This window comes from Vibrio sp. Y58_MX_L22 (assembly GCF_024181865.1).
In the GTDB taxonomy this organism is placed as follows: Bacteria; Pseudomonadota; Gammaproteobacteria; order Enterobacterales; family Vibrionaceae; genus Vibrio; species Vibrio alginolyticus.
On record NZ_JAMZAN010000014.1, the window covers coordinates 1 to 18439 of the forward strand.

The 18439-nt window shown below is 44.3% G+C and carries 17 protein-coding genes; 9 read left to right on the forward strand and 8 right to left on the reverse strand.

The features are described from left to right. Positions 1 to 85, forward strand: an 85-nt coding sequence (locus NL626_RS21030) for an integrase core domain-containing protein (protein WP_213874525.1), incomplete at its 5' end; no start/stop codon positions are given. 44 nt (positions 86 to 129) lie between these two features. On the opposite strand, the gene NL626_RS21035 is transcribed toward NL626_RS21030, so the two are convergent. The 4 genes from NL626_RS21035 to NL626_RS21050 form a co-directional block, all read right to left on the reverse strand. Beyond that, positions 130 to 1446 (reverse strand): outer membrane protein transport protein, encoded by a 1317-nt coding sequence (locus tag NL626_RS21035; protein ID WP_005380525.1) that lies wholly within the window; start codon positions 1444 to 1446, stop codon positions 130 to 132. 309 nt (positions 1447 to 1755) lie between these two features. After that, positions 1756 to 3015 carry an outer membrane protein transport protein gene (locus tag NL626_RS21040; protein ID WP_005384451.1) on the reverse strand — a complete coding sequence of 420 codons (1260 nt, stop codon included), beginning with the start codon at positions 3013 to 3015 and terminating at the stop codon, positions 1756 to 1758. 297 nt (positions 3016 to 3312) lie between these two features. Beyond that, positions 3313 to 4044, reverse strand: coding sequence for a DUF3379 domain-containing protein (locus tag NL626_RS21045; RefSeq protein ID WP_005380527.1), 732 nt, complete (start codon positions 4042 to 4044; stop codon positions 3313 to 3315). Beyond that, positions 4037 to 4612 (reverse strand): sigma-70 family RNA polymerase sigma factor, encoded by a 576-nt coding sequence (locus tag NL626_RS21050; RefSeq protein ID WP_005380528.1) that lies wholly within the window; start codon positions 4610 to 4612, stop codon positions 4037 to 4039. The genes NL626_RS21045 and NL626_RS21050 overlap by 8 nt, the downstream gene beginning before the upstream one ends. 720 nt (positions 4613 to 5332) lie before the next feature. Here NL626_RS21050 and fadI point away from each other — a divergent pair. Both fadI and fadJ read left to right on the forward strand, forming a co-directional pair. After that, positions 5333 to 6640 (forward strand): acetyl-CoA C-acyltransferase FadI, encoded by a 1308-nt coding sequence (gene fadI, locus NL626_RS21055; protein WP_005384447.1) that lies wholly within the window; start codon positions 5333 to 5335, stop codon positions 6638 to 6640. Then, positions 6640 to 8751, forward strand: coding sequence for a fatty acid oxidation complex subunit alpha FadJ (fadJ, locus tag NL626_RS21060; RefSeq protein ID WP_253657702.1), 2112 nt, complete (start codon positions 6640 to 6642; stop codon positions 8749 to 8751). Before fadI ends, fadJ begins: the two co-directional genes overlap by 1 nt. A gap of 62 nt (positions 8752 to 8813) precedes the next feature. Here the strand turns inward: fadJ and NL626_RS21065 are convergent, their stop codons facing one another. Beyond that, positions 8814 to 9068: a hypothetical protein gene (locus tag NL626_RS21065; protein ID WP_005384444.1), complete on the reverse strand. Its 255-nt coding sequence runs from the start codon at positions 9066 to 9068 to the stop codon at positions 8814 to 8816. A 167-nt stretch (positions 9069 to 9235) separates the two neighbouring features. Continuing rightward, complete coding sequence (locus NL626_RS21070) at positions 9236 to 12013, reverse strand: insulinase family protein (RefSeq protein WP_253657703.1); 2778 nt, start codon at positions 12011 to 12013, stop codon at positions 9236 to 9238. Positions 12014 to 12387: 374 nt separating this feature from the next. Here NL626_RS21070 and sixA point away from each other — a divergent pair, with 374 nt between their 5' ends. Further along, positions 12388 to 12852, forward strand: a complete 465-nt coding sequence (gene sixA, locus NL626_RS21075; RefSeq protein ID WP_253657704.1) for a phosphohistidine phosphatase SixA — start codon at positions 12388 to 12390, stop codon at positions 12850 to 12852. A 96-nt stretch (positions 12853 to 12948) separates the two neighbouring features. Here the strand turns inward: sixA and smrB are convergent, their stop codons facing one another. Beyond that, positions 12949 to 13479: an endonuclease SmrB gene (gene smrB, locus NL626_RS21080; RefSeq protein ID WP_005380539.1), complete on the reverse strand. Its 531-nt coding sequence runs from the start codon at positions 13477 to 13479 to the stop codon at positions 12949 to 12951. Between the two features lie 62 nt (positions 13480 to 13541). Here smrB and prmB point away from each other — a divergent pair, with 62 nt between their 5' ends. After that, on the forward strand, positions 13542 to 14474 hold the full coding sequence (gene prmB, locus NL626_RS21085) for a 50S ribosomal protein L3 N(5)-glutamine methyltransferase (protein ID WP_253657705.1): 933 nt from the start codon (positions 13542 to 13544) through the stop codon (positions 14472 to 14474). Positions 14475 to 14654: 180 nt separating this feature from the next. After that, positions 14655 to 15740: a chorismate synthase gene (gene aroC / locus NL626_RS21090; RefSeq protein WP_031780893.1), complete on the forward strand. Its 1086-nt coding sequence runs from the start codon at positions 14655 to 14657 to the stop codon at positions 15738 to 15740. 223 nt (positions 15741 to 15963) lie between these two features. Here aroC and NL626_RS21095 read toward each other — a convergent pair whose 3' ends face one another. After that, positions 15964 to 16587, reverse strand: a complete 624-nt coding sequence (locus tag NL626_RS21095; protein ID WP_005380544.1) for a trimeric intracellular cation channel family protein — start codon at positions 16585 to 16587, stop codon at positions 15964 to 15966. Between the two features lie 332 nt (positions 16588 to 16919). Here NL626_RS21095 and NL626_RS21100 point away from each other — a divergent pair, with 332 nt between their 5' ends. From NL626_RS21100 to NL626_RS21110, 3 genes are all read left to right on the forward strand, one after another. Next, the gene (locus tag NL626_RS21100; protein WP_253657706.1) at positions 16920 to 17450 is read left to right on the forward strand and encodes an elongation factor P hydroxylase; all 531 of its coding nucleotides are present in this window, start codon (positions 16920 to 16922) and stop codon (positions 17448 to 17450) included. Between the two features lie 25 nt (positions 17451 to 17475). Then, on the forward strand, positions 17476 to 17739 hold the full coding sequence (locus tag NL626_RS21105) for a YfcL family protein (protein WP_017635933.1): 264 nt from the start codon (positions 17476 to 17478) through the stop codon (positions 17737 to 17739). A gap of 146 nt (positions 17740 to 17885) precedes the next feature. Next, positions 17886 to 18410 carry an NADPH-dependent FMN reductase gene (locus NL626_RS21110; RefSeq protein ID WP_053349557.1) on the forward strand — a complete coding sequence of 175 codons (525 nt, stop codon included), beginning with the start codon at positions 17886 to 17888 and terminating at the stop codon, positions 18408 to 18410. Positions 18411 to 18439: the final 29 nt, after the last annotated feature.

Here is an 18439-nt window from a genome sequence, read left to right on the forward strand (position 1 = left end):
AGAGTCCGTAGATATCTATAATCAAATGAGGCCTCATACGGCTTTAAAATACAAAACGCCCGATGAAGTACATCGAGCGTTTTAGTTAAAAAGTGTCAACCCATATCAGGACGGGTCATTGCAGCTTGGTTAGAAACGGTAGTTTGCTTGAACACCGATTAGCCAAACATTACCCGTAGTTTCGCCTACAAATTGGCCGCCGACTTGTTCTGCAGTGTCGTCTGACTTGTAACCACGAGACTCAACGATTGGTGCGTCTTTCGCAAAAATATAGGTGAAGCCAGCGTCTAGGCTGAAGTCTTTCGTCCAATCGTACGTTGCGCCAATACTTAGCCAAGTGCGGTCAGTTTCTGGAATAGTAATCGTGCGGTTTTTGTCGCTTACCGCTGAAGTATCGTATGCAATACCAGTGCGTAGCGCTAGCTTAGGATCAAGCTGGTAAGTAGCACCAACAGCAAAGCGATAGTTGTCTTCCCAGTTTTCTACTTTAACCATATGCGTGCCAGCAGTATTTAGACGTGCTTCCAATTTCTCGAAAGAGCTCCAATCCGTCCAGTTAACGCTTGCGTGTAACGCAAGTTGGTCTGTTACTTGGTGGAAGCTTGCCAACTCAGCCGTTGCAGGCAGGTTTAGATACATGTAGCCGTTGTCGCGTTCAGAAGTACCGAAGCCAAAACCAAGACCTTCAGCATGGCCTTCAAGCTTCAGTTCAACTTCAGATTTGTACGCGAAGCCGATACGGTTATTTTCATTGATCTGCCATGCTGTACCAACTTGCCAGCCCCAAGCGGTATCGTCACCTTCCATGTATTTTAGAGCGGTACCTTGAGGAACACTGATTGGTTGATTAGTTTCAGGATTTAACCCTACAACGTTATTCTTAGGAGCTGCTGCGCCAAAGCTGCCTTCGCCGATGATGTAACGGATACCACCACCAACGCTGATTGATTCATTGACTTTGTAAGCTGCGTTTAAGTTCGCTTCCATTGTCGTTACGCTTGCTTCGTTACCGAAGTGCGATGCACCAAAGCCTTTACCTAAATCGGTTTCCATGCCGTAGTTGGTGCCAAATGCCAAACCAATCGCGAATTTCTCATTATATTGGTGTGATAGGTAGAAGTTTGGAATGATTGCATCATGTGCGAAGTCATCTGAAGATGCAGAAGAAGTGCTACCGTGGAAGTTTACATCACCTTCAATATCAATATTTGGGTTCACATAGATTGCACCAACGGACACTTGAGTGCCTTCCAAATAAGTTAGCATTGCTGGGTTACGCCATTGTGCACTTGCGTTGTCAGCCATTGCAGCTTCACCAGCATATGCTCGACCTAGGCCTGTTGCAGAATATTCAGCAAGTTGGAAACCTGCTGCGTTAGCCATGCCCGTTGTGCCAAGTAGGCTTAATGCCACTGCTGTTGATAGAAGAGTCTTGTTGGTTTTCATTCGAATGTTCGCTGATTTGTTTATAACGTGGGACGAAAGTTTAAAGGTAGAGTTTTTACTTTAGAAATGAAAATCCAGCGTAAGTGGTCTTTTGAAATATTATCCTTTCAAATGTTATTTTTGCGGTTTAATAATCTAACTGTGAAAGGCTTGTAAACGGAATTCAGCGAACAGCTGTGCGTCCTAATTGTGAGATTTAGATACACGTGTTCACTCAAATTGAGTGAGCAATAAATCGCAGATATGAAAAAAGGCTGGAAATCCAGCCTTTTATATAAAGTATTTTTCTACTAACTAACAGCGAAGCGTTTAGAAGCTACGGCTGTATTGTAAGCCGAATAGAATTGCATCAGCATGAGTTGTTGCTGTTACACCGGTAGAAAGACCAGGAGCTAATTGAGTATTCTCATTAACTTTTACATCTTCACCTAACAAGTACGTGAAGCCAAAATCGATGTTTGAGCTATTATCAATATGGTAAGAGAAACCTGTGGAGAACCACTGGCGATCTGAGTCTGGTACCGAGATAGACGTTACTTTATCTTGAGCGCTTGTGTCGTACATGTAACCAGCACGAAGTGTCCAGTTGTTGTTTAGGTAGTAAGTACCACCAATTGCGTAGTGCCAGCCATCTTGCCATTGATAGTCTTTCGAGTAACCACCTTTAAGTAAACCCTGATTTAGGTTCTCAAAATCAATTTGGTCGAAATCTTTCCAACCGATGTATTGGATGCTGTAGTGTACAGCAAACTTAGTGTCTTGGATTTTGTGGAAACCAGAAAACTCGGCCATATCTGGTAGAGGTAGCGTGATTTCCTGACCTTTGTCGTCTTTTGCCGTAAATTCAGGGCTGTAACGATACGCTAGACCAAAACGGTTGTTTTCATCTAGTTCGTACACAGTACCTACGTTAAAACCAACAGCCCAACCATCAGCTTTATCTACGTCCAGAATTTTTTGACCGCCAACCCTTGGGACTGAAGAGCTAGTTGTACGCTTCATTGTGCCTTGGCCGTAGATTAAATCTAAACCAGCACCAAAGCTCCATTGTTCGTTTAAACGGTAAGAACCCGCCAATCCAAAGTTGAAGCTTTTTACATCCGTAAGACCACCGTACTCTGTTGCGGTGTAGTTATCTGAAAATTCAGTTTTAGTGCCGAAATTAGAGTATGCGTTTACGCCCCATGCAAACTTGTCATTTACTGGAACGATTAGGTGAATGTTTGGAGCTATTGACGTATCACCCACATCATCAGTATCAGCAACACTTACAGTATTGGAGCCCAAAGGAGTATTAACGTTATATTTCGCATCTTTCACTTCAATCATTGAAGTAATGCTTTCGAAACCTAGCGACAGTTCCATTTTATCAAACAGAGCCATTGCTGCTGGGTTACGAGCCATTACTGCTGCATTATCTGCGATTACTGCATCACCAGCAAATGCACGGCCGATGCCAGTTGCTGATTGAGCGTTGATTTGGAAACCCGCTGCCATCGATTGACCTGAGGCAAAAGCTACCGTTACTGCTAGGAGAGTCTTTTTAAACAGACGCGTGTTCTGAGTCATTTGTTTTTCCTTATTAGATTCGTCTCTTTGGACGATAAATTGAGCTTTTGCTCAGTGGCGCAGATAGTAGTATCAATAATTGCTTGGACAAATCCGACCATTGGATAAAATTGAATAAAAATTGCAGAAATGATGTCTAAAAGACGGGAAATTGCACTTAAAATGCATAATTTAGAGTTTAAGCTCTAAATGCGATAGGGGTGGTGAATGTTTTGTGTTCTATTTATACAAAAATGCCGCTAAATAAGATCATTTAGCGGCATTTAACCTTTTGAAGGCTGGAAATCGTCGAAGTTGTTACATCGGCTTAATCATTGATGCAAGAGTCGTAGCGATAGCATCAATATTTTCACCTTCTTCCCCGACTAAAATCAGGCTTGAACTCCCGACGGGCTGAACGATTCCGGTCATGCCATCCTTATTAAAGTCGGTACTTTGTTCGCTTGGAATACCAGTAATAAATAACGTTACTTTACCTTTTGGACCTTGGAACACCATATGCACCGCATTGGATTCACCAAAACCGCAGTGGTTTAGGTAGTAAACGTGATATGGAAAGTTTTCACTAAACTGGTAATGAAATGGCGACATTTTCGCATTAATTTGCGAGCTCGGTACATCCTCATCAAGATGACGAACAAACGGTTCTTCATGAATAACGTGTTTCATCGCGGTATCTGCTAAACTGGCTTGTGCTGGAGACACCAAAACATTTCCCCAGTTTACTTGACCAACTAATAACCCTGCGGTGAACGCAATAGAAGCAGCAAGTGCCATTGCTTTGCGGACAAAGTTTGGTCTTACGACCTTCTCTTCATCAAGTGCACTCGACGTCTGGCTAAATAAAATCTTATCTGCGAGATCTTCGGGTACATCCACATTCATGGCTTGTTTAATTTTTACATCGAGATCCAAAACGTCATCAACAAACTTATTGTTGGCGTCGCTACCAGCTAAAGCTTGCAGAATCTCTTCATCCTTTTGTTTTGGATCCGACAAAATACGACGACGAAATTCTAAATCATCCATTCTTTTGTCCTCTCTTGGTATCTTGAGAATCCAACATCTCTTTAAGTTGATTACGAGCGCGAAATAGTCGAGTCATCACTGTGTTTTTATTTAAATCAAGAATGTCGCCAATTTCTTCTCCACTGAAACCACCGACAACTTGGAGAAATAAAGGCTCACGATATTCAACATCGAGCTTCATGATCTGTGCCTGCAGCCATTCTTGCTGATGATGTGAGTCATCGCTGACTTTAGCATCATTGCCGTAATCATCGATATCAACTAAATCAAATTGTTTACGTTCGAAGCGGCGCGCATTTTCTCGTCTCAATATTGTGATGAGCCAAGACTTGGCAGCTTTTTCGTCTTGGAGGCTATCGAGTGACTTCCAAGCTCTAAGACAGGTTTCCTGAACTAGATCTTCCGCGACCGCTTTATCTTTGCACAACCAATATGCGTAGCGGTACAAGTCACGATGATACCCTCGGACGAGCGCTTCGTATTTTCTTTGCTTGTCCATATCAGAGTTGACCGGACTGTTGGAATTTTTCTTTCCAAACATTTTTAATATGGCCACAGGAGCCTCCATCCTCGCTCTGTGAGTTTCTTATTTGTTCTGAGCATGACTTTACTTGCTTCATCGCTTAGCGGTTTTGGTTGCAGGATTTGTCATGCAACCCCTTTGACACAATAAGCCATGTGGTTACCTAAAAGTGTATACGCAAATGTCAGATATCATCGAACACGAATTGATATATATTGTTAACAATATCATCATTAGTAATCAATGGCTTGGATAAGTTCACTCGATGGAGCATTAAAAGGGACTTCTGATGGTGGATTCTTGAATTATTTTGAATCAATAATCGCTCTAGGTGAGCTTAAAACTCGTAAAATCACTATAAAATTGATCTATTTCAAAATATCAAGCAGTGAAGGGGTTATAGTACACCTTGTCATCTCGTTAGTCATTGCGACTAACATGTTGAGCAAGATGACACTTCCTTTTGAAGGCTGACTTTACTTTCTCCTAATCAGGAAACTGATTACTTTTCAATTGGCGTAAGTTAATTGTTTTATAGATATTCCGACCACACAGTTATGTGTGGTTTTTTTTTGCTTCGATTTTACTTTCCGTATACCTCTTACCGTTTTAACTCTCTATAGTTAACCATTAGTAATCGCATAAGAATCAAAGAAGTAGAGTAATTGAACTACTTGCTTCACGTTTATTTAAACGCACGTTTGATAAATTTAACAAATTCATTACAATGCATCAGGTCAGACCTCTTGTATTTAAGGAGAAACAATGGGCAAGCAGGAAGTAAAAACACGCAATGGTGAGCGTGTCGCTATTGTCGCGGGGCTTCGAACTCCCTTTGCTCGTCAAAGCACGGAATTTAGCCAAGTGCCAGCGGTCGATTTAGGGAAAATGGTAGTAAGCGAAATGCTTGCTCGAACAGATATTGATCCGAAGCTAATCGAACAAGTGGTATTTGGACAAGTAGTACAAATGCCTGAAGCGCCAAACATCGCACGAGAAATCGTGTTAGGCACTGGTATGAACATCCATACTGATGCATACAGTGTGACTCGAGCGTGTGCGACGAGTTTTCAAGCGGCGGTTAATGTCGCAGAAAGCATCATGGCGGGAACCATCGATATTGGTATTGCTGGCGGTGCAGACTCTTCTTCCGTCCTGCCTATTGGCGTATCAAAGAAACTGGCCGCTAATCTGCTTGCTCTTAGTAAGACAAAAACAATGGGTCAGAAGCTTAGTATCCTCAAAAACTTGAGCTTTAAAGACCTGATGCCAGTGCCACCAGCAGTAGCAGAGTACTCTACGGGTTTATCCATGGGACAAACTGCAGAGCAAATGGCTAAAACACATGGTATTTCTCGCGCAGAACAGGATGCGCTTGCACATCGTTCTCATACGCTGGCTTCTCAGGCTTGGAAAGAAGGAAAAATCCAAGATGAAGTGATGACGGCTTTCCCTGAACCATACAAAAAATGGATTTCGGAAGACAACAATATCCGTCATGACTCAACGGTTGAGGGATACGCGAAATTGCGACCTGCGTTTGATCGTCAGTATGGCAGTGTTACGGCAGCGAACAGTACGCCATTGACTGATGGTGGTGCGGCAGTGATGTTGATGCGAGAAGGTAAAGCGAAAGAGCTCGGAATGGAGATCCTTGGTTACATCCGAGGTTATGCATTCTCTGCTATCGGCGTGGAAAAGGACATGCTGATGGGGCCGACTTATGCCACAGCGAAAGTGCTTGAAAATACAGGCTTGGAACTGTCAGACCTGACGTTGATCGACATGCACGAGGCCTTTGCTGCTCAAGCATTGGCGAATGTGAAGATGTTTGCTTCCGATAAGTTTGCTCAAGAAAACCTTGGTCGCTCAAAAGCGATTGGTGAAATTGATATGGATAAGTTCAACGTGCTTGGCGGATCAATTGCTTATGGTCACCCATTTGCTGCGACTGGTGCGCGTATGATGACGCAAACCCTACGAGAGCTAAAACGCCGTGGCGGTGGTATTGCATTGAATACTGCATGTGCTGCTGGTGGTCTTGGTGCGGCAATGATTCTGGAGGTTGAGTAATGAGCGAGCAAAAAGCATTTAGTCTAAAGGTTGATGAGCAAAATATTGCTTGGTTAGCCATCGATGTTCCTAATGAAAAAATGAATACGCTGCAGGCGGCTTTTGCTGACGAAATGAAAGAAATTTTTGCTCAGCTAAAAGACTCCAGTGGTATTAAAGGGATGATCATCCACTCCCTAAAACCGGACAATTTTGTTGCGGGTGCTGATGTTCGAATGCTAGAAGCATGCACCACAGCAAGTGAAGCGGAAGCCTTAGCAAGGCAAGGTCAGGAGTTGTTCCAGCAGCTATCGGACTTACCTTATCCTGTCGTTGCGGCTATTCATGGCCCATGTTTGGGCGGTGGTTTAGAACTGGCTCTTGCATGTGATTATCGTGTTTGTACGGATTCTGACAAAACGCGTTTAGGTCTGCCAGAAGTACAACTTGGTTTATTGCCAGGTTCTGGTGGTACTCAGCGTCTGCCACGTTTGATTGGCCTGTTACCGTCGTTGGACTTGATCCTGACGGGTAAACAACTTCGTGCGAAGAAAGCTAAAAAATTGGGCGTTGTGGACGCCTGTGTACCTGACACCATTTTGCTCGACGTAGCAAAACAGTTTATCGACAAAGGTAAAAACAAGGGCACGAAAAAGCTATCGACGAAAGAAAAGGTGATGTCTGGTAGCGGGCTAGGGCGCAAGTTTGTATTTGAGCAAGCTGCGAAGAAAACGAATCAAAAAACTCGCGGTAACTATCCAGCAACGGTTGCAATTCTAGAAGTTATTCAACATGGCTTAGAGAAAGGCTTCGCTAAAGGTCAAGAACTTGAAGCGAAGCGCTTCGGTGAGCTTGTGATGAGCTCAGAGTCAAAAGCGCTCCGTTCGATCTTCTTTGCCACAACAGAAATGAAGAAAGAAAATGGCACGGATGCGAAACCAGCACCAGTTCATAAAGTTGGTGTGCTTGGTGGTGGTCTGATGGGCGCCGGAATCAGCCATGTGTCTGTTGCAAAAGCAAAAGTACCTGTTCGCATCAAAGACGTTAGCAACGATGGCGTTTTAAATGCGCTCAACTACAACTACAAGTTATTTGAGAAACAGCGCAAACGTCGCATTCTATCCAAGGCCGATCTGCAAGCGAAAATGCTGCAACTGTCTGGTGGTGTCGATTTTACCAGTTTTAATCATATTGATATCGTAATTGAAGCCGTTTTTGAAGACTTAGATCTTAAGCAAAAAATGGTGGCGGACATTGAAGCAAACGCTAAGACAGAAACTATCTTTGCGACCAATACTTCTTCGTTGCCTATCCACAAAATTGCAGAAAAAGCGGAGCGTCCAGAAAACGTAGTGGGTTTGCATTACTTCAGCCCGGTAGAAAAAATGCCGTTGGTGGAAGTGATTCCGCATGAAACGACGTCAGATGAAACCGTTTCAACAGTTGTTGCACTTGCTAAGAAGCAAGGTAAAACCCCGATCGTAGTGAAAGACAAAGCGGGCTTTTACGTGAACCGCATTCTTGCTCCATACATGAACGAAGCGGCGCATATTTTGTTGGCTAACGAACCGATCGAAAAGATTGATACGGCGTTGCTTGATTTTGGTTTCCCTGTTGGCCCGATTACCTTGTTGGATGAAGTTGGTGTCGACATTGGCGCGAAAATTATGCCGATCCTGGTTAATGAGTTAGGTGACCGATTCAAAGGGCCGGATGTGTTTGATATCTTGTTAAATGATGGACGTAAAGGACGCAAGAGTGGTAAGGGGTTTTACACTTACAAGGGCAAGAAGAAAGATGTCGACAAATCGGTTTACAAACTGCTTAAGCTCGACCCTGAATCTAAGCTAAGCGATAACGATATTGCGTTGCGCTGTGTGCTGCCAATGCTGAATGAAGCGGTACGTTGTTTGGATGATGGCATCATTCGCTCGCCACGTGACGGTGATATTGGCGCGATATTTGGTATTGGTTTCCCACCGTTCTTGGGTGGCCCGTTCCGTTACATGGACCAATTTGGTATTAAGGAGCTCGTAGAGAAAATGAATGAGTTTGCATCGAAATATGGCGATCGTTACGCGCCATGTGATGGTTTGCTTACTCGAGCTGGTGAAGGGACAACGTTCTATTAAAGGTTGCTTCGGTAGAGAAAAAGGCTTGCCAGTGGCAAGCCTTTTTCATAAAGAAGAAATGGTTACTTCTTCTTGTCTTTCTTATCTTTATTGTGGCCTTTACCAGGGTTGTCGTCCCCATGAACGCTGCTATTACCTTTTTTGTCTTTATCATTCCACTGTTTTGAAGAGCAATCATCTGATTTGATGGATACATTGTCTCCGCTAAGGCGCACACAGTCGTCACTTAGTTCGAAACCATCGCCTTTGACTGAGATTTCAGCGTGAGCAGATGCCAATGGCAGTATAAGAGCCACAAGTAAAAGTGCTTTTTTCATGATTACCTCATTAAGTTATTTTTAGTGCGGTAATTAGAGCATAAGCCGCAATGGCGCAATTTCAATTTTCTGCCAATTATGGTGCCGATTCAATCTATGAGACCGACAACCTAATGGGTTTGTAGGTTCATTCTAGTAATCGACAATTTTATTTCTGCGCAACTAGATCACCCCAAGCCGCAATCTTTTGGCCGAAGTTGGAACTCTTCAATCGATCCTATTTCTTGTCCTAGATGGATGCGCGGAGCCTCCGAATGCGCTTGACCTTGAGAGTGCATGATCAAACGATTTGCAGTACGAGGTTTCAATTCGTTCACAACGAAGCGAATCATGTCTGCGCGCGTCAGCTTCTTCAACTCCGCCAGTACCTTGTCACGTTGGTTAAACTCAGTGTCCTTATTTCCTATCGCAACCCAAAGACGTTGAGCCCGTCCTCGAAGTGTGGTGTCCGGCGTTGCTATTTGGTTCCACAAGCCGCGCTTACTGCTGTGCCATTGGTAATCGTTTAACTCTAACAGCACCATATAAAAGGCATTTAAAAACTCATCGATTGAGGTAACCAGCTCGGCAGGTGCTGCATTAGGTGACTGCACATACAGTACAATACCAGGGTGACGATTTAGCGGCATATTGCCAGTGCCTACCATGTAACCTAATTGCTGCTTGGTACGGATTTCGTGGAAAAACGTTGCCGACATAAGGTGATTGGCCAATGAGTATAGCGCGATACTACGAGGCTCAATATCCTCGCACTGGTGGTAAATAACGACCGCGGAATCTTGCTGGTTACAATGCACCTCACGTTGAAAACTGCCATTTTTACCTAGCATAATGAGCGGACGAAGTGCCTCTTCATAACGTTGCTCGTTAACTCTTAGAGCATCCTTCAAGGTCGTAGCCATGTCATGGGCTTGCTGGCGTTGCCAGTCTCCGTAAACAAACATTTCAACGTGCAGTTCTGCAAGAATGGATTCTACGAATACCGAGAGTTCATCGACTTCGATTTCTTCTAGCGCTTCGACTAAGGTTGCGAAAGGCGGGTTATTGGGTTGAAGTAACCCAGTAAGTGCGTTAAACAGCTGCGAAATAGGGCGATCTTGTGAAGCATTTCTCCAGTTTCGTAACAGTTGTTGTTTGATGGTTTCAAAGCGAGCAGGGCTGAAATCTCGAGAAGCAAAACGGTGCAGAATCATTTCTAGCAACTGAGGCAGCTTTTGACTGAACCCTGAGAGGGTTAAGGTCACGCCACCTTGGTGAGCGTACATGTTGTAACCCATCCCTGCGATTTCTGCTTGATAGGTTTCTTTTGCTAGCGAATCGAGGAACATCTCTACACATAAGCGCGTTTTGACGATGTTCTTTGGTGATGCAACGGCATGAGAGCTGTCGATAGCGACATAAACGACACCTTTAGGCACGCGAAATTCGTCATCTTGCAAATGCCACAGCCGAAACCCTTCGAGATCCTCAATCAACTCTGGCAGCGAATCACCATTTTCGAGTGGCATGGGGTCGAGGTCGTAGCAAATATAAGGGTTCTTTTTCGGTAAGACGAATTGCCAGCTTGGGTCGATTTGTTGATAGAAACGACGTTGGTCTTCACTAAAAGGTGTGACGGAGTACGGGGTAAAGTACCATTCGGCAGTACGGTTGTATTCCAGGCCTTTAGCAATCAAAGTGACGCGCACATTATCGATGGTTAAGTATCGCAGCAATGAATGCTGTAACTCCTCATCGTAGCCCGCCATTTTGTAGTCACCATAAACCGTGTCTTCCGGTTGATAGTGCTGCATGTTGATCACCAGATGGCTGACGAGATCCATTGGGCGCGATGGCTCTTGGAAGCGGAAAGCCGATTCTAATACCGCTTGTTTTTCGAGATAGCGCCATTCATCTAACCCGTCTTGTTTGATCATCGAGAGGTATTGAAAAACCGCTTGAACGATATCATCAACATGATCTAAGCCGTTTGGCGTCAGGGTGCAGCTTACGGTAAAGTCTCGGTAGTTACTGCCACTCGCGCCGCCGCCCGCTGAGAGAGAGGTAATCCAGCCTTTTTCTTTGAGTTGAAGCATCAAACTGCCTTCTCCTTCATAACCCAACAGGTGAGCAAAGTAGGAGAGTGGCTTCACGCTATAATGCGCATCCATTCCCGGCATGGGGAATGTGAGAATCAGTTTACGGAACTCTTTGAGCGGCTCGACTTGAACCAAAATGCCCGTGCTTTCCTCAGTGCCTATCGGTACATCAATCGATTTTCCACGAAGGTGGTGATTTGGGATGTCGGCAAACATGGTTTCTACCCAAGCTTGCAGTTCATCGAGCGACTGTGGCCCAAATAGAGTCAGTGTCATCAAATCGGCGGAATACTGAGAGTGGTGAAACTCCACAATTTCGTCGCGGATGGATTTACCATCTCGGTCGCCAAGAGTATCTAAGTTTCCGACAGAGAATTTTGAAAACGGGTGCTCTGGATTGATGACTTCTTTGTTAACTTGATACAGGCGACGAGAATCATCATTGAGTTTGAGCTTGTATTCGGAGTCGACAGCCTGGCGTTCTTTGTCTAATGCTTCTTCGTTAAACAAAGGTGCGGTAAAAAATTGGCTAAATCGATCTAAGGCACTTTCAAAGGCATTTGGAGCAATATTGAAAAAGAAACAAGTGTGCTCTGTACCAGTCCAAGCGTTGTTTGTTCCACCGTGTTGGCTAATATAGCTTTGAAACTCGCCCACTTTAGGGTATTTTTCCGTACCCAAAAAAAGCATGTGTTCTAAATAGTGTGCCAGACCTTGGCGATCGTTTGGGTCGTCGAAGTGTCCAACGTTCACTGCCAGAGCAGCTGCCGACTGTTGAGCTGTATCGGAATGAATCAGCAGTACACGCAGTTCATTGCTCAAGGTAATGTAGCGGTATTGATTTGAATCGTTAGGACTTAGATGCACGATGCGTCTCCAGATTTCGCATTACAGTAATTTAGGCTCCCCTCGCGGGGGGCGCAAAGTTTGCGTTTCGACAAATACTGCTTGCCGTATTTTTGTTATTCGTAGACTTCTGCACAGGCCCATCGCGTTTGCGTATGGGGAAGAACTGTTTGAGTGAATGCTCTGAACTCATTGCACAGTTAAATAGTGTGATGAACTGAGTACATTCTTTTAATAGATTGTTAAGAAAGTCGCTATCTTTAACAAGCGAATTGGTATAATGAACAGATAATTATATCAGTATTTTTGTTTCGTCATTGTTAAAGTTAGCCCCGTCTATCTAATAAAGATAGCAGTCAACCTTTTGGTAGCGTTAGCTATCCCTAGGAAATAACATGAAAATATTCATCATGCGTCACGGTGAAGCCGAGCATTTTGCAGATTCAGACGCAGCACGACAATTGACCCCAAGAGGCAGAGTCGAATCAGAAGCGGTTGCGAGAGCCTGTAAAGAACAGGGTTTTGCGCAATTCGATAAAGTGTTGGTGAGTCCGTACATTAGAGCTCAACAAACTTGGCAAGAGATCAGTGCGTATTTCTCTGCAAAAAGCATTGAAACTTGTGAAGATATTACACCTTATGGCCAGTCCGAGTATGTCTTCGATTTCGCAAGTGCGTTAATCGAAGTCGAACAATTGGACTCGCTTTTGTTCGTATCGCATTTGCCTTTGGTCGGTTATTTGACTTCAGAGTTTGTAAAAGACATGACACCACCGATGTTTCCTACATCAGGGCTAGTGTGCATTGAATATGATTTACAAACACAAAATGGTGAAGTGCTATGGCATATTACGCCATAAGTGTCTAAACCAAAATAAGCGTTTGCAAATTAGAGACAGAATAAGAAAGGCAGGAGATCCCTGCCTTTTCGTTTCGTCGTGTCTACAGCAAGCTTGTTACTTTTCAGGAATTGAAAGCAACACTAACAACGCACCATCACCACCAAATTCTAGTGGCGCTTGGTGAAAAGCCATAACGTCAGGATGCTGTGCTAACCAAAGTGGGGCTTTCTGTTTCAGGATGTGTTTCCCAATACCATGTTGCACACACGCACAATGAATCTCGTTTTTGATGCAATAGGCTATCATCGCACCAAGCTCGCGTTTTGCTTCTTGCTGTGTCATGCCGTGCATATCGAGGAACACGTCCGGTACATACACTCCACGACGTAGACGTTTGACTTCATAAGTGGAGACGTCGTCACGTGCATAACGAGTTGGACCTTCATCGTTTAATAGAGGGACAAACTCGTCTGAAAAGTAAAATTCAGAGTCACTCGCTTCACGGTTGGAGCGCTTGATTTCTTTTTGCTTAGTATTTTTTTTTGGTTGCTGGATTATGGTATCCTGTCGCAACTTTTTTACGCCCTGTACTGCTTCCTGAAACAAGGCGAAATCGTCATCGTTCTCGGTGTCTTTTTTGCTCATTAGGTAAACAATTTCATTAATAAACTTTATTGGCAGTATTGTAGCGCTTTTCGGAGGCAATTTTGGATAAGATTTTTGTAGAAGAAGCGGTATCGGAGCTGCATACCCTTCAAGATATGATTCGTTGGACGGTAAGCCGCTTTAATGCAGCGAACCTGTTTTACGGTCATGGTACTGATAATGCGTGGGATGAAGCAGTTCAGCTTATCCTGCCAACCTTATACTTGCCGATTGATGTGCCTCCGCACGTATTGAACTCTCGCCTAACGACAAGCGAGCGTCTGCGTATTGTTGAGCGCGTAGTAAAACGCATCAACGAGCGTACGCCAACAGCATACCTAACAAACAAAGCATGGTTCTGCGGTCTTGAGTTCTTCGTTGATGAGCGTGTACTTGTGCCACGTTCTCCTATCGGCGAATTGATTCAAGCGGAATTCCAACCTTGGTTGGTGGAAGAAGCTACGCGCATCATGGACCTATGTACGGGTTCTGGTTGTATCGCGATTGCTTGTGCGCACGCTTTCCCTGAAGCAGAAGTGGATGCGATCGACATCTCTACAGATGCTCTACAAGTGGCTGAGCAAAACGTACAAGATCATGGCATGGAGCAGCAAGTGTTCCCAATTCGCTCTGATTTGTTCCGTGATCTTCCAAAAGAGAAATACAATCTAATCGTGTCCAACCCACCATATGTGGATGAAGAAGACATGAACAGCCTGCCAGATGAGTTCACGCATGAGCCTGAGCTTGGGCTAGCTGCGGGTACGGATGGTCTAAAACTAGTGCGTCGTATTCTTGCTAACGCGCCAGATTATCTGACAGATAACGGCATTCTTATTTGTGAAGTCGGAAACTCAATGATTCATATGATGGAACAGTACCCAGAGATTCCATTTACTTGGATTGAGTTCGAGAACGGCGGTCATGGCGTATTTATGCTAACGCGTGACCAGCTGGTTGAGTGTGCAGAAGAGTTTAAACTGTACAAAGACTAATAGAGTCTTGCACTAAACATCAAAACACCGAGCTTTATGCTCGGTGTTTTTTTTATGCATACCTCGCCGATATTAACTCTTTACATCAAAACGTAATAAAGCCACTATGAATCCACGAAGAATTGGAAAGCAGCTATGCTCTGTTTTGAGAGAGCGTGGCGATAAAAACTTGAGGAAGTAATGGCAGGAAACAGTATCGGACAACATTTCCGAGTGACGACATTCGGGGAAAGTCACGGTATCGCACTGGGATGTATCGTAGACGGATGTCCTCCGGGGTTGGAAATTACAGAAGCAGATCTACAAATCGATCTCGACCGCCGTCGTCCAGGCACATCACGTTACACCACACAACGTCGTGAACCGGATGAAGTTAAAATTCTTTCTGGCGTTTTTGAAGGCAAAACCACGGGCACATCGATCGGTTTGCTAATTGAAAACACCGATCAGCGCTCAAAAGACTACTCTGACATCAAAGATAAGTTCAGACCGGGTCATGCTGATTACACTTACCACCAAAAATATGGCATCCGCGACTATCGCGGTGGCGGCCGTTCTTCAGCTCGTGAAACCGCAATGCGTGTGGCTGCTGGTGCAATCGCGAAGAAATACTTAAAAGATGAGTTTGGTGTTGAGATTCGTGCTTACTTGTCACAAATGGGTGATGTATCTATCGACAAGGTAGATTGGAACGAAATCGAGAACAATGCATTCTTCTGCCCTGATGCTGACAAAGTAGAAGCATTTGACCAACTTATCCGTGACCTGAAAAAAGAAGGCGACTCTATTGGCGCAAAAATCCAGGTTGTGGCAACTAACGTGCCTGTTGGTCTTGGGGAACCCGTATTTGACCGTTTGGATGCAGACATCGCGCACGCACTAATGAGCATCAACGCGGTGAAAGGCGTGGAAATCGGAGACGGTTTCGAGGTGGTAAACCAAAAAGGCAGTCAGCACCGTGATACGCTTGCTCCTGAAGGTTTTGGTAGTAATCATGCGGGTGGCATTCTTGGTGGTATCTCTACTGGTCAAGACATTGTCGCAAACATTGCGCTTAAGCCAACATCAAGTATCACTGTGCCGGGTGAGACCATCACAAAAGAAGGTGAACCAACTCAATTGATCACCAAAGGTCGTCATGACCCATGTGTGGGTATTCGTGCTGTGCCTATCGCAGAAGCGATGCTGGCAATTGTGGTGATGGATCATTTACTACGCCACCGTGGTCAAAACCATGGCGTAACAACTGAAACACCGAAGATTTAAGAGCTTTGTGTCATTCCAGCGAGCTATAGCGAGACTAGGAATCTAATTTCAGCGCGATGAAAAGAGAAAGAAACATCTCTGACAACAGAGTGCTCGGATAATAGATCCTGAATCATGTTCCTTCGTCGCTGTTCAGGATGACTGAATATAAAATTATGCCACTCACTGAATCGCGGGTGGCACAATTGTATCAGGCAACCTTTTTTGTTTAAGTAGTTTTTGCTTAATGAATCGAGCCTTCGGTTTCCAAATGGAAAGAAGGCAGACGCCACTTAAAGCGTACCGCAGCCATACGCAACATGTAACCAGTAACCAGTGTAATAATAGTGGCAGTGACATCGGGAACATTGAACTCTAATAGCGCTAAGTACATTCCTGATGCGATAAGAGCGACAGAAGCGTAAAGCTCTTCATGCAGTACCAATGGTGTTTGGCGACAGATTAAGTCGCGAAGTAGCCCACCGAATACACCCGTTACTAACGCTGAAACCATACAAATACCAGGGTGCAAGCCCATGCCCATCGCAATTTTTGTTCCGATGATGCTGAATACGATTAGACCTAACGCATCAAGGCGAATGAACAGGCCTTTTAGCTTAATCACCCATTTCGCTAAACCTGTTGTTAGCACACCTGCAACACACGTAATTGCAAGGAACTCTGGGTTTTTTACCCAACCAAGAGGGTAGTGGCCTAATAGAATGTCACGTACGGTGCCACCACCAATGGCCGTTGCGCTGGCCACCAACATAACACCAAACCAGTCCATCTTTCTTCTACCAGCACTTAACGCACCTGTCATGGCTTCAGCCGTGATACCAATGATATACAACACACTTAGCAACATAGGGAAACACTCAACGTAAAAAGTCACTACGTTCTACGAGAATCAGCGTAGGCGAAGTAACAACACTTACAAACGGTTCTATCTCTCTTAAAAAGTGATTAAAACCAGCAACATGCTTGTAATCAAACGGCTTAAAAATAGCGGTTTGAACGGCATCAAAATAAGGCGAGAGTGTAGTGGTAAATAAGTACGCTGACGAATGAGAAATTGTATGGAGAAAGCGATGTTCAGATAAATTCAACTAATAACCAAAAATGTGGGGTTGCCTTTACCTCATAGCTAAAAACAGCGACAATATGCAGCGCATGTCAAACTGAAGTACAAACTCGACGATGACCCACGAATACCAAGACTTAATCACCATTTTTAATGACACCTTTTTAGAACAATTTAATACGAAATTAGAGTTAGATGGTGATGAGCCTATTTATCTTCCTGCTGATGATGAACACCCTCATCATCGGATTATTTTTGCTCGGGGTTTTTACGCCTCTGCTTTACACGAGATTTCGCATTGGTGTGTGGCTGGTCCAGAGCGTCGTTTGCTGGAAGATTTTGGCTATTGGTATGAACCCGATGGGCGAACAGCAGAAGTTCAAGCGGAGTTTGAGAAAGTTGAAGTGCGACCTCAAGCTTATGAATGGATTCTGGCACAAAGCGCTGGCTTCCCTTTTACGGTGAGTTGTGACAATCTACACGGCGATTTTGAACCAGATAGGCTCGGCTTTATGCAAAAAGTACATAAAGAAGTGCTGGGTATTTTGGACGTAGGCTTGCCTTTGCGAGTGAAAATGCTTTCTGATGCCCTGCGCGCATTTTATCAAACTAAGCCACTGGAAGCGTCGGACTTTTGCGTTAAATAACCATTAATAACCTCAGAGATACACCATGATTATTGAATTTGAAGAAAAACTACTGGAACTGATTGATGCTCGAATTGAAACAGCATCTGACGATGAATTGTTTGCTGGTGGTTATTTACGTGGTCACATCTCTTTATCCGCGGCGTCTTGTGAAGAAGAAGGGATTAGCGATATTACTGAGCTGAAGTCACGCATTGAGAGCAGCTTAGAAAATGCGCGTACCGAGTTAAGCCCGGCCGATCGCGTGATTGTCAGTGATTTGTGGCAAGAGCTCCAGGCTCAGGCTTAGTCCCTAAGCAGCGTTCTCCCTTTATTTAATCCTAGTCATTTACTACTTCGAAAAATTCGAACCTCTTCATAAAATTTTTGTGGTTGTAGCGAAACTGTTCAACTTTTATTCTGATCAGCACAAAACGTGAACAAAGGATTACAACCATGAAAATTGTCGCATTTGGTGCATCTACCAGCTCTACCTCAATCAACAAACTACTTGCTACATACGCAGCAAATCAAGTCGAAGGCGCTCAAGTGAATGTTCTAGACTTAAACGATTATCAAGCGCCAATGTTTAGCGAGGACAAAGAGAAAGAAATAGGTCAAGCTGAAGGGGCTGTCGCGTTTTTACGTGACTTGGCGGAGGCTGACGCTATCGTTGTTTCCTTCGCAGAGCATAACGGTTCGTACCCAGCGGCCTATAAAAACTTGTTCGATTGGGCGACGCGCATTGAGCGTAATGTATTTCAAAACAAACCTGTCGTTTATTTAGCAACTTCCCCAGGTCCCGGTGGTGCACAAAGTGTTCTTGCGGCGGCGACAGGTTCTGCACAATTTTTTGGCGCGGATGTAAAGGCATCGTTATCTGTGCCGAGCTTCTACGAAAATTTTGACGTGGAATCGGGTAAGGTTGTAAACCCAGAAGTGGCAGAGCAAGTGAAACAGGCAGTTGCACTGCTGAAGTAATCTCAGTACGAGCAACTTAGTGAGTTAGC

Excerpts from the sequence above, each read along its gene's own strand:
- NL626_RS21035 (WP_005380525.1), bottom strand. The coding sequence starts at position 1,446 with ATGAAAACCAACAAGACTCTTCTATCAACAGCAGTGGCATTAAGCCTA.
- NL626_RS21040 (WP_005384451.1), bottom strand. The coding sequence starts at position 3,015 with ATGACTCAGAACACGCGTCTGTTTAAAAAGACTCTCCTAGCAGTAACG.
- NL626_RS21045 (WP_005380527.1), bottom strand. The coding sequence starts at position 4,044 with ATGGATGATTTAGAATTTCGTCGTCGTATTTTGTCGGATCCAAAACAA.
- NL626_RS21050 (WP_005380528.1), bottom strand. The coding sequence starts at position 4,612 with ATGGAGGCTCCTGTGGCCATATTAAAAATGTTTGGAAAGAAAAATTCC.
- fadI (WP_005384447.1), top strand. The coding sequence starts at position 5,333 with ATGGGCAAGCAGGAAGTAAAAACACGCAATGGTGAGCGTGTCGCTATT.
- fadJ (WP_253657702.1), top strand. The coding sequence starts at position 6,640 with ATGAGCGAGCAAAAAGCATTTAGTCTAAAGGTTGATGAGCAAAATATT.
- NL626_RS21065 (WP_005384444.1), bottom strand. The coding sequence starts at position 9,068 with ATGAAAAAAGCACTTTTACTTGTGGCTCTTATACTGCCATTGGCATCT.
- sixA (WP_253657704.1), top strand. The coding sequence starts at position 12,388 with ATGAAAATATTCATCATGCGTCACGGTGAAGCCGAGCATTTTGCAGAT.
- smrB (WP_005380539.1), bottom strand. The coding sequence starts at position 13,479 with ATGAGCAAAAAAGACACCGAGAACGATGACGATTTCGCCTTGTTTCAG.
- aroC (WP_031780893.1), top strand. The coding sequence starts at position 14,655 with ATGGCAGGAAACAGTATCGGACAACATTTCCGAGTGACGACATTCGGG.
- NL626_RS21095 (WP_005380544.1), bottom strand. The coding sequence starts at position 16,587 with ATGTTGCTAAGTGTGTTGTATATCATTGGTATCACGGCTGAAGCCATG.
- NL626_RS21100 (WP_253657706.1), top strand. The coding sequence starts at position 16,920 with ATGACCCACGAATACCAAGACTTAATCACCATTTTTAATGACACCTTT.
- NL626_RS21105 (WP_017635933.1), top strand. The coding sequence starts at position 17,476 with ATGATTATTGAATTTGAAGAAAAACTACTGGAACTGATTGATGCTCGA.
- NL626_RS21110 (WP_053349557.1), top strand. The coding sequence starts at position 17,886 with ATGAAAATTGTCGCATTTGGTGCATCTACCAGCTCTACCTCAATCAAC.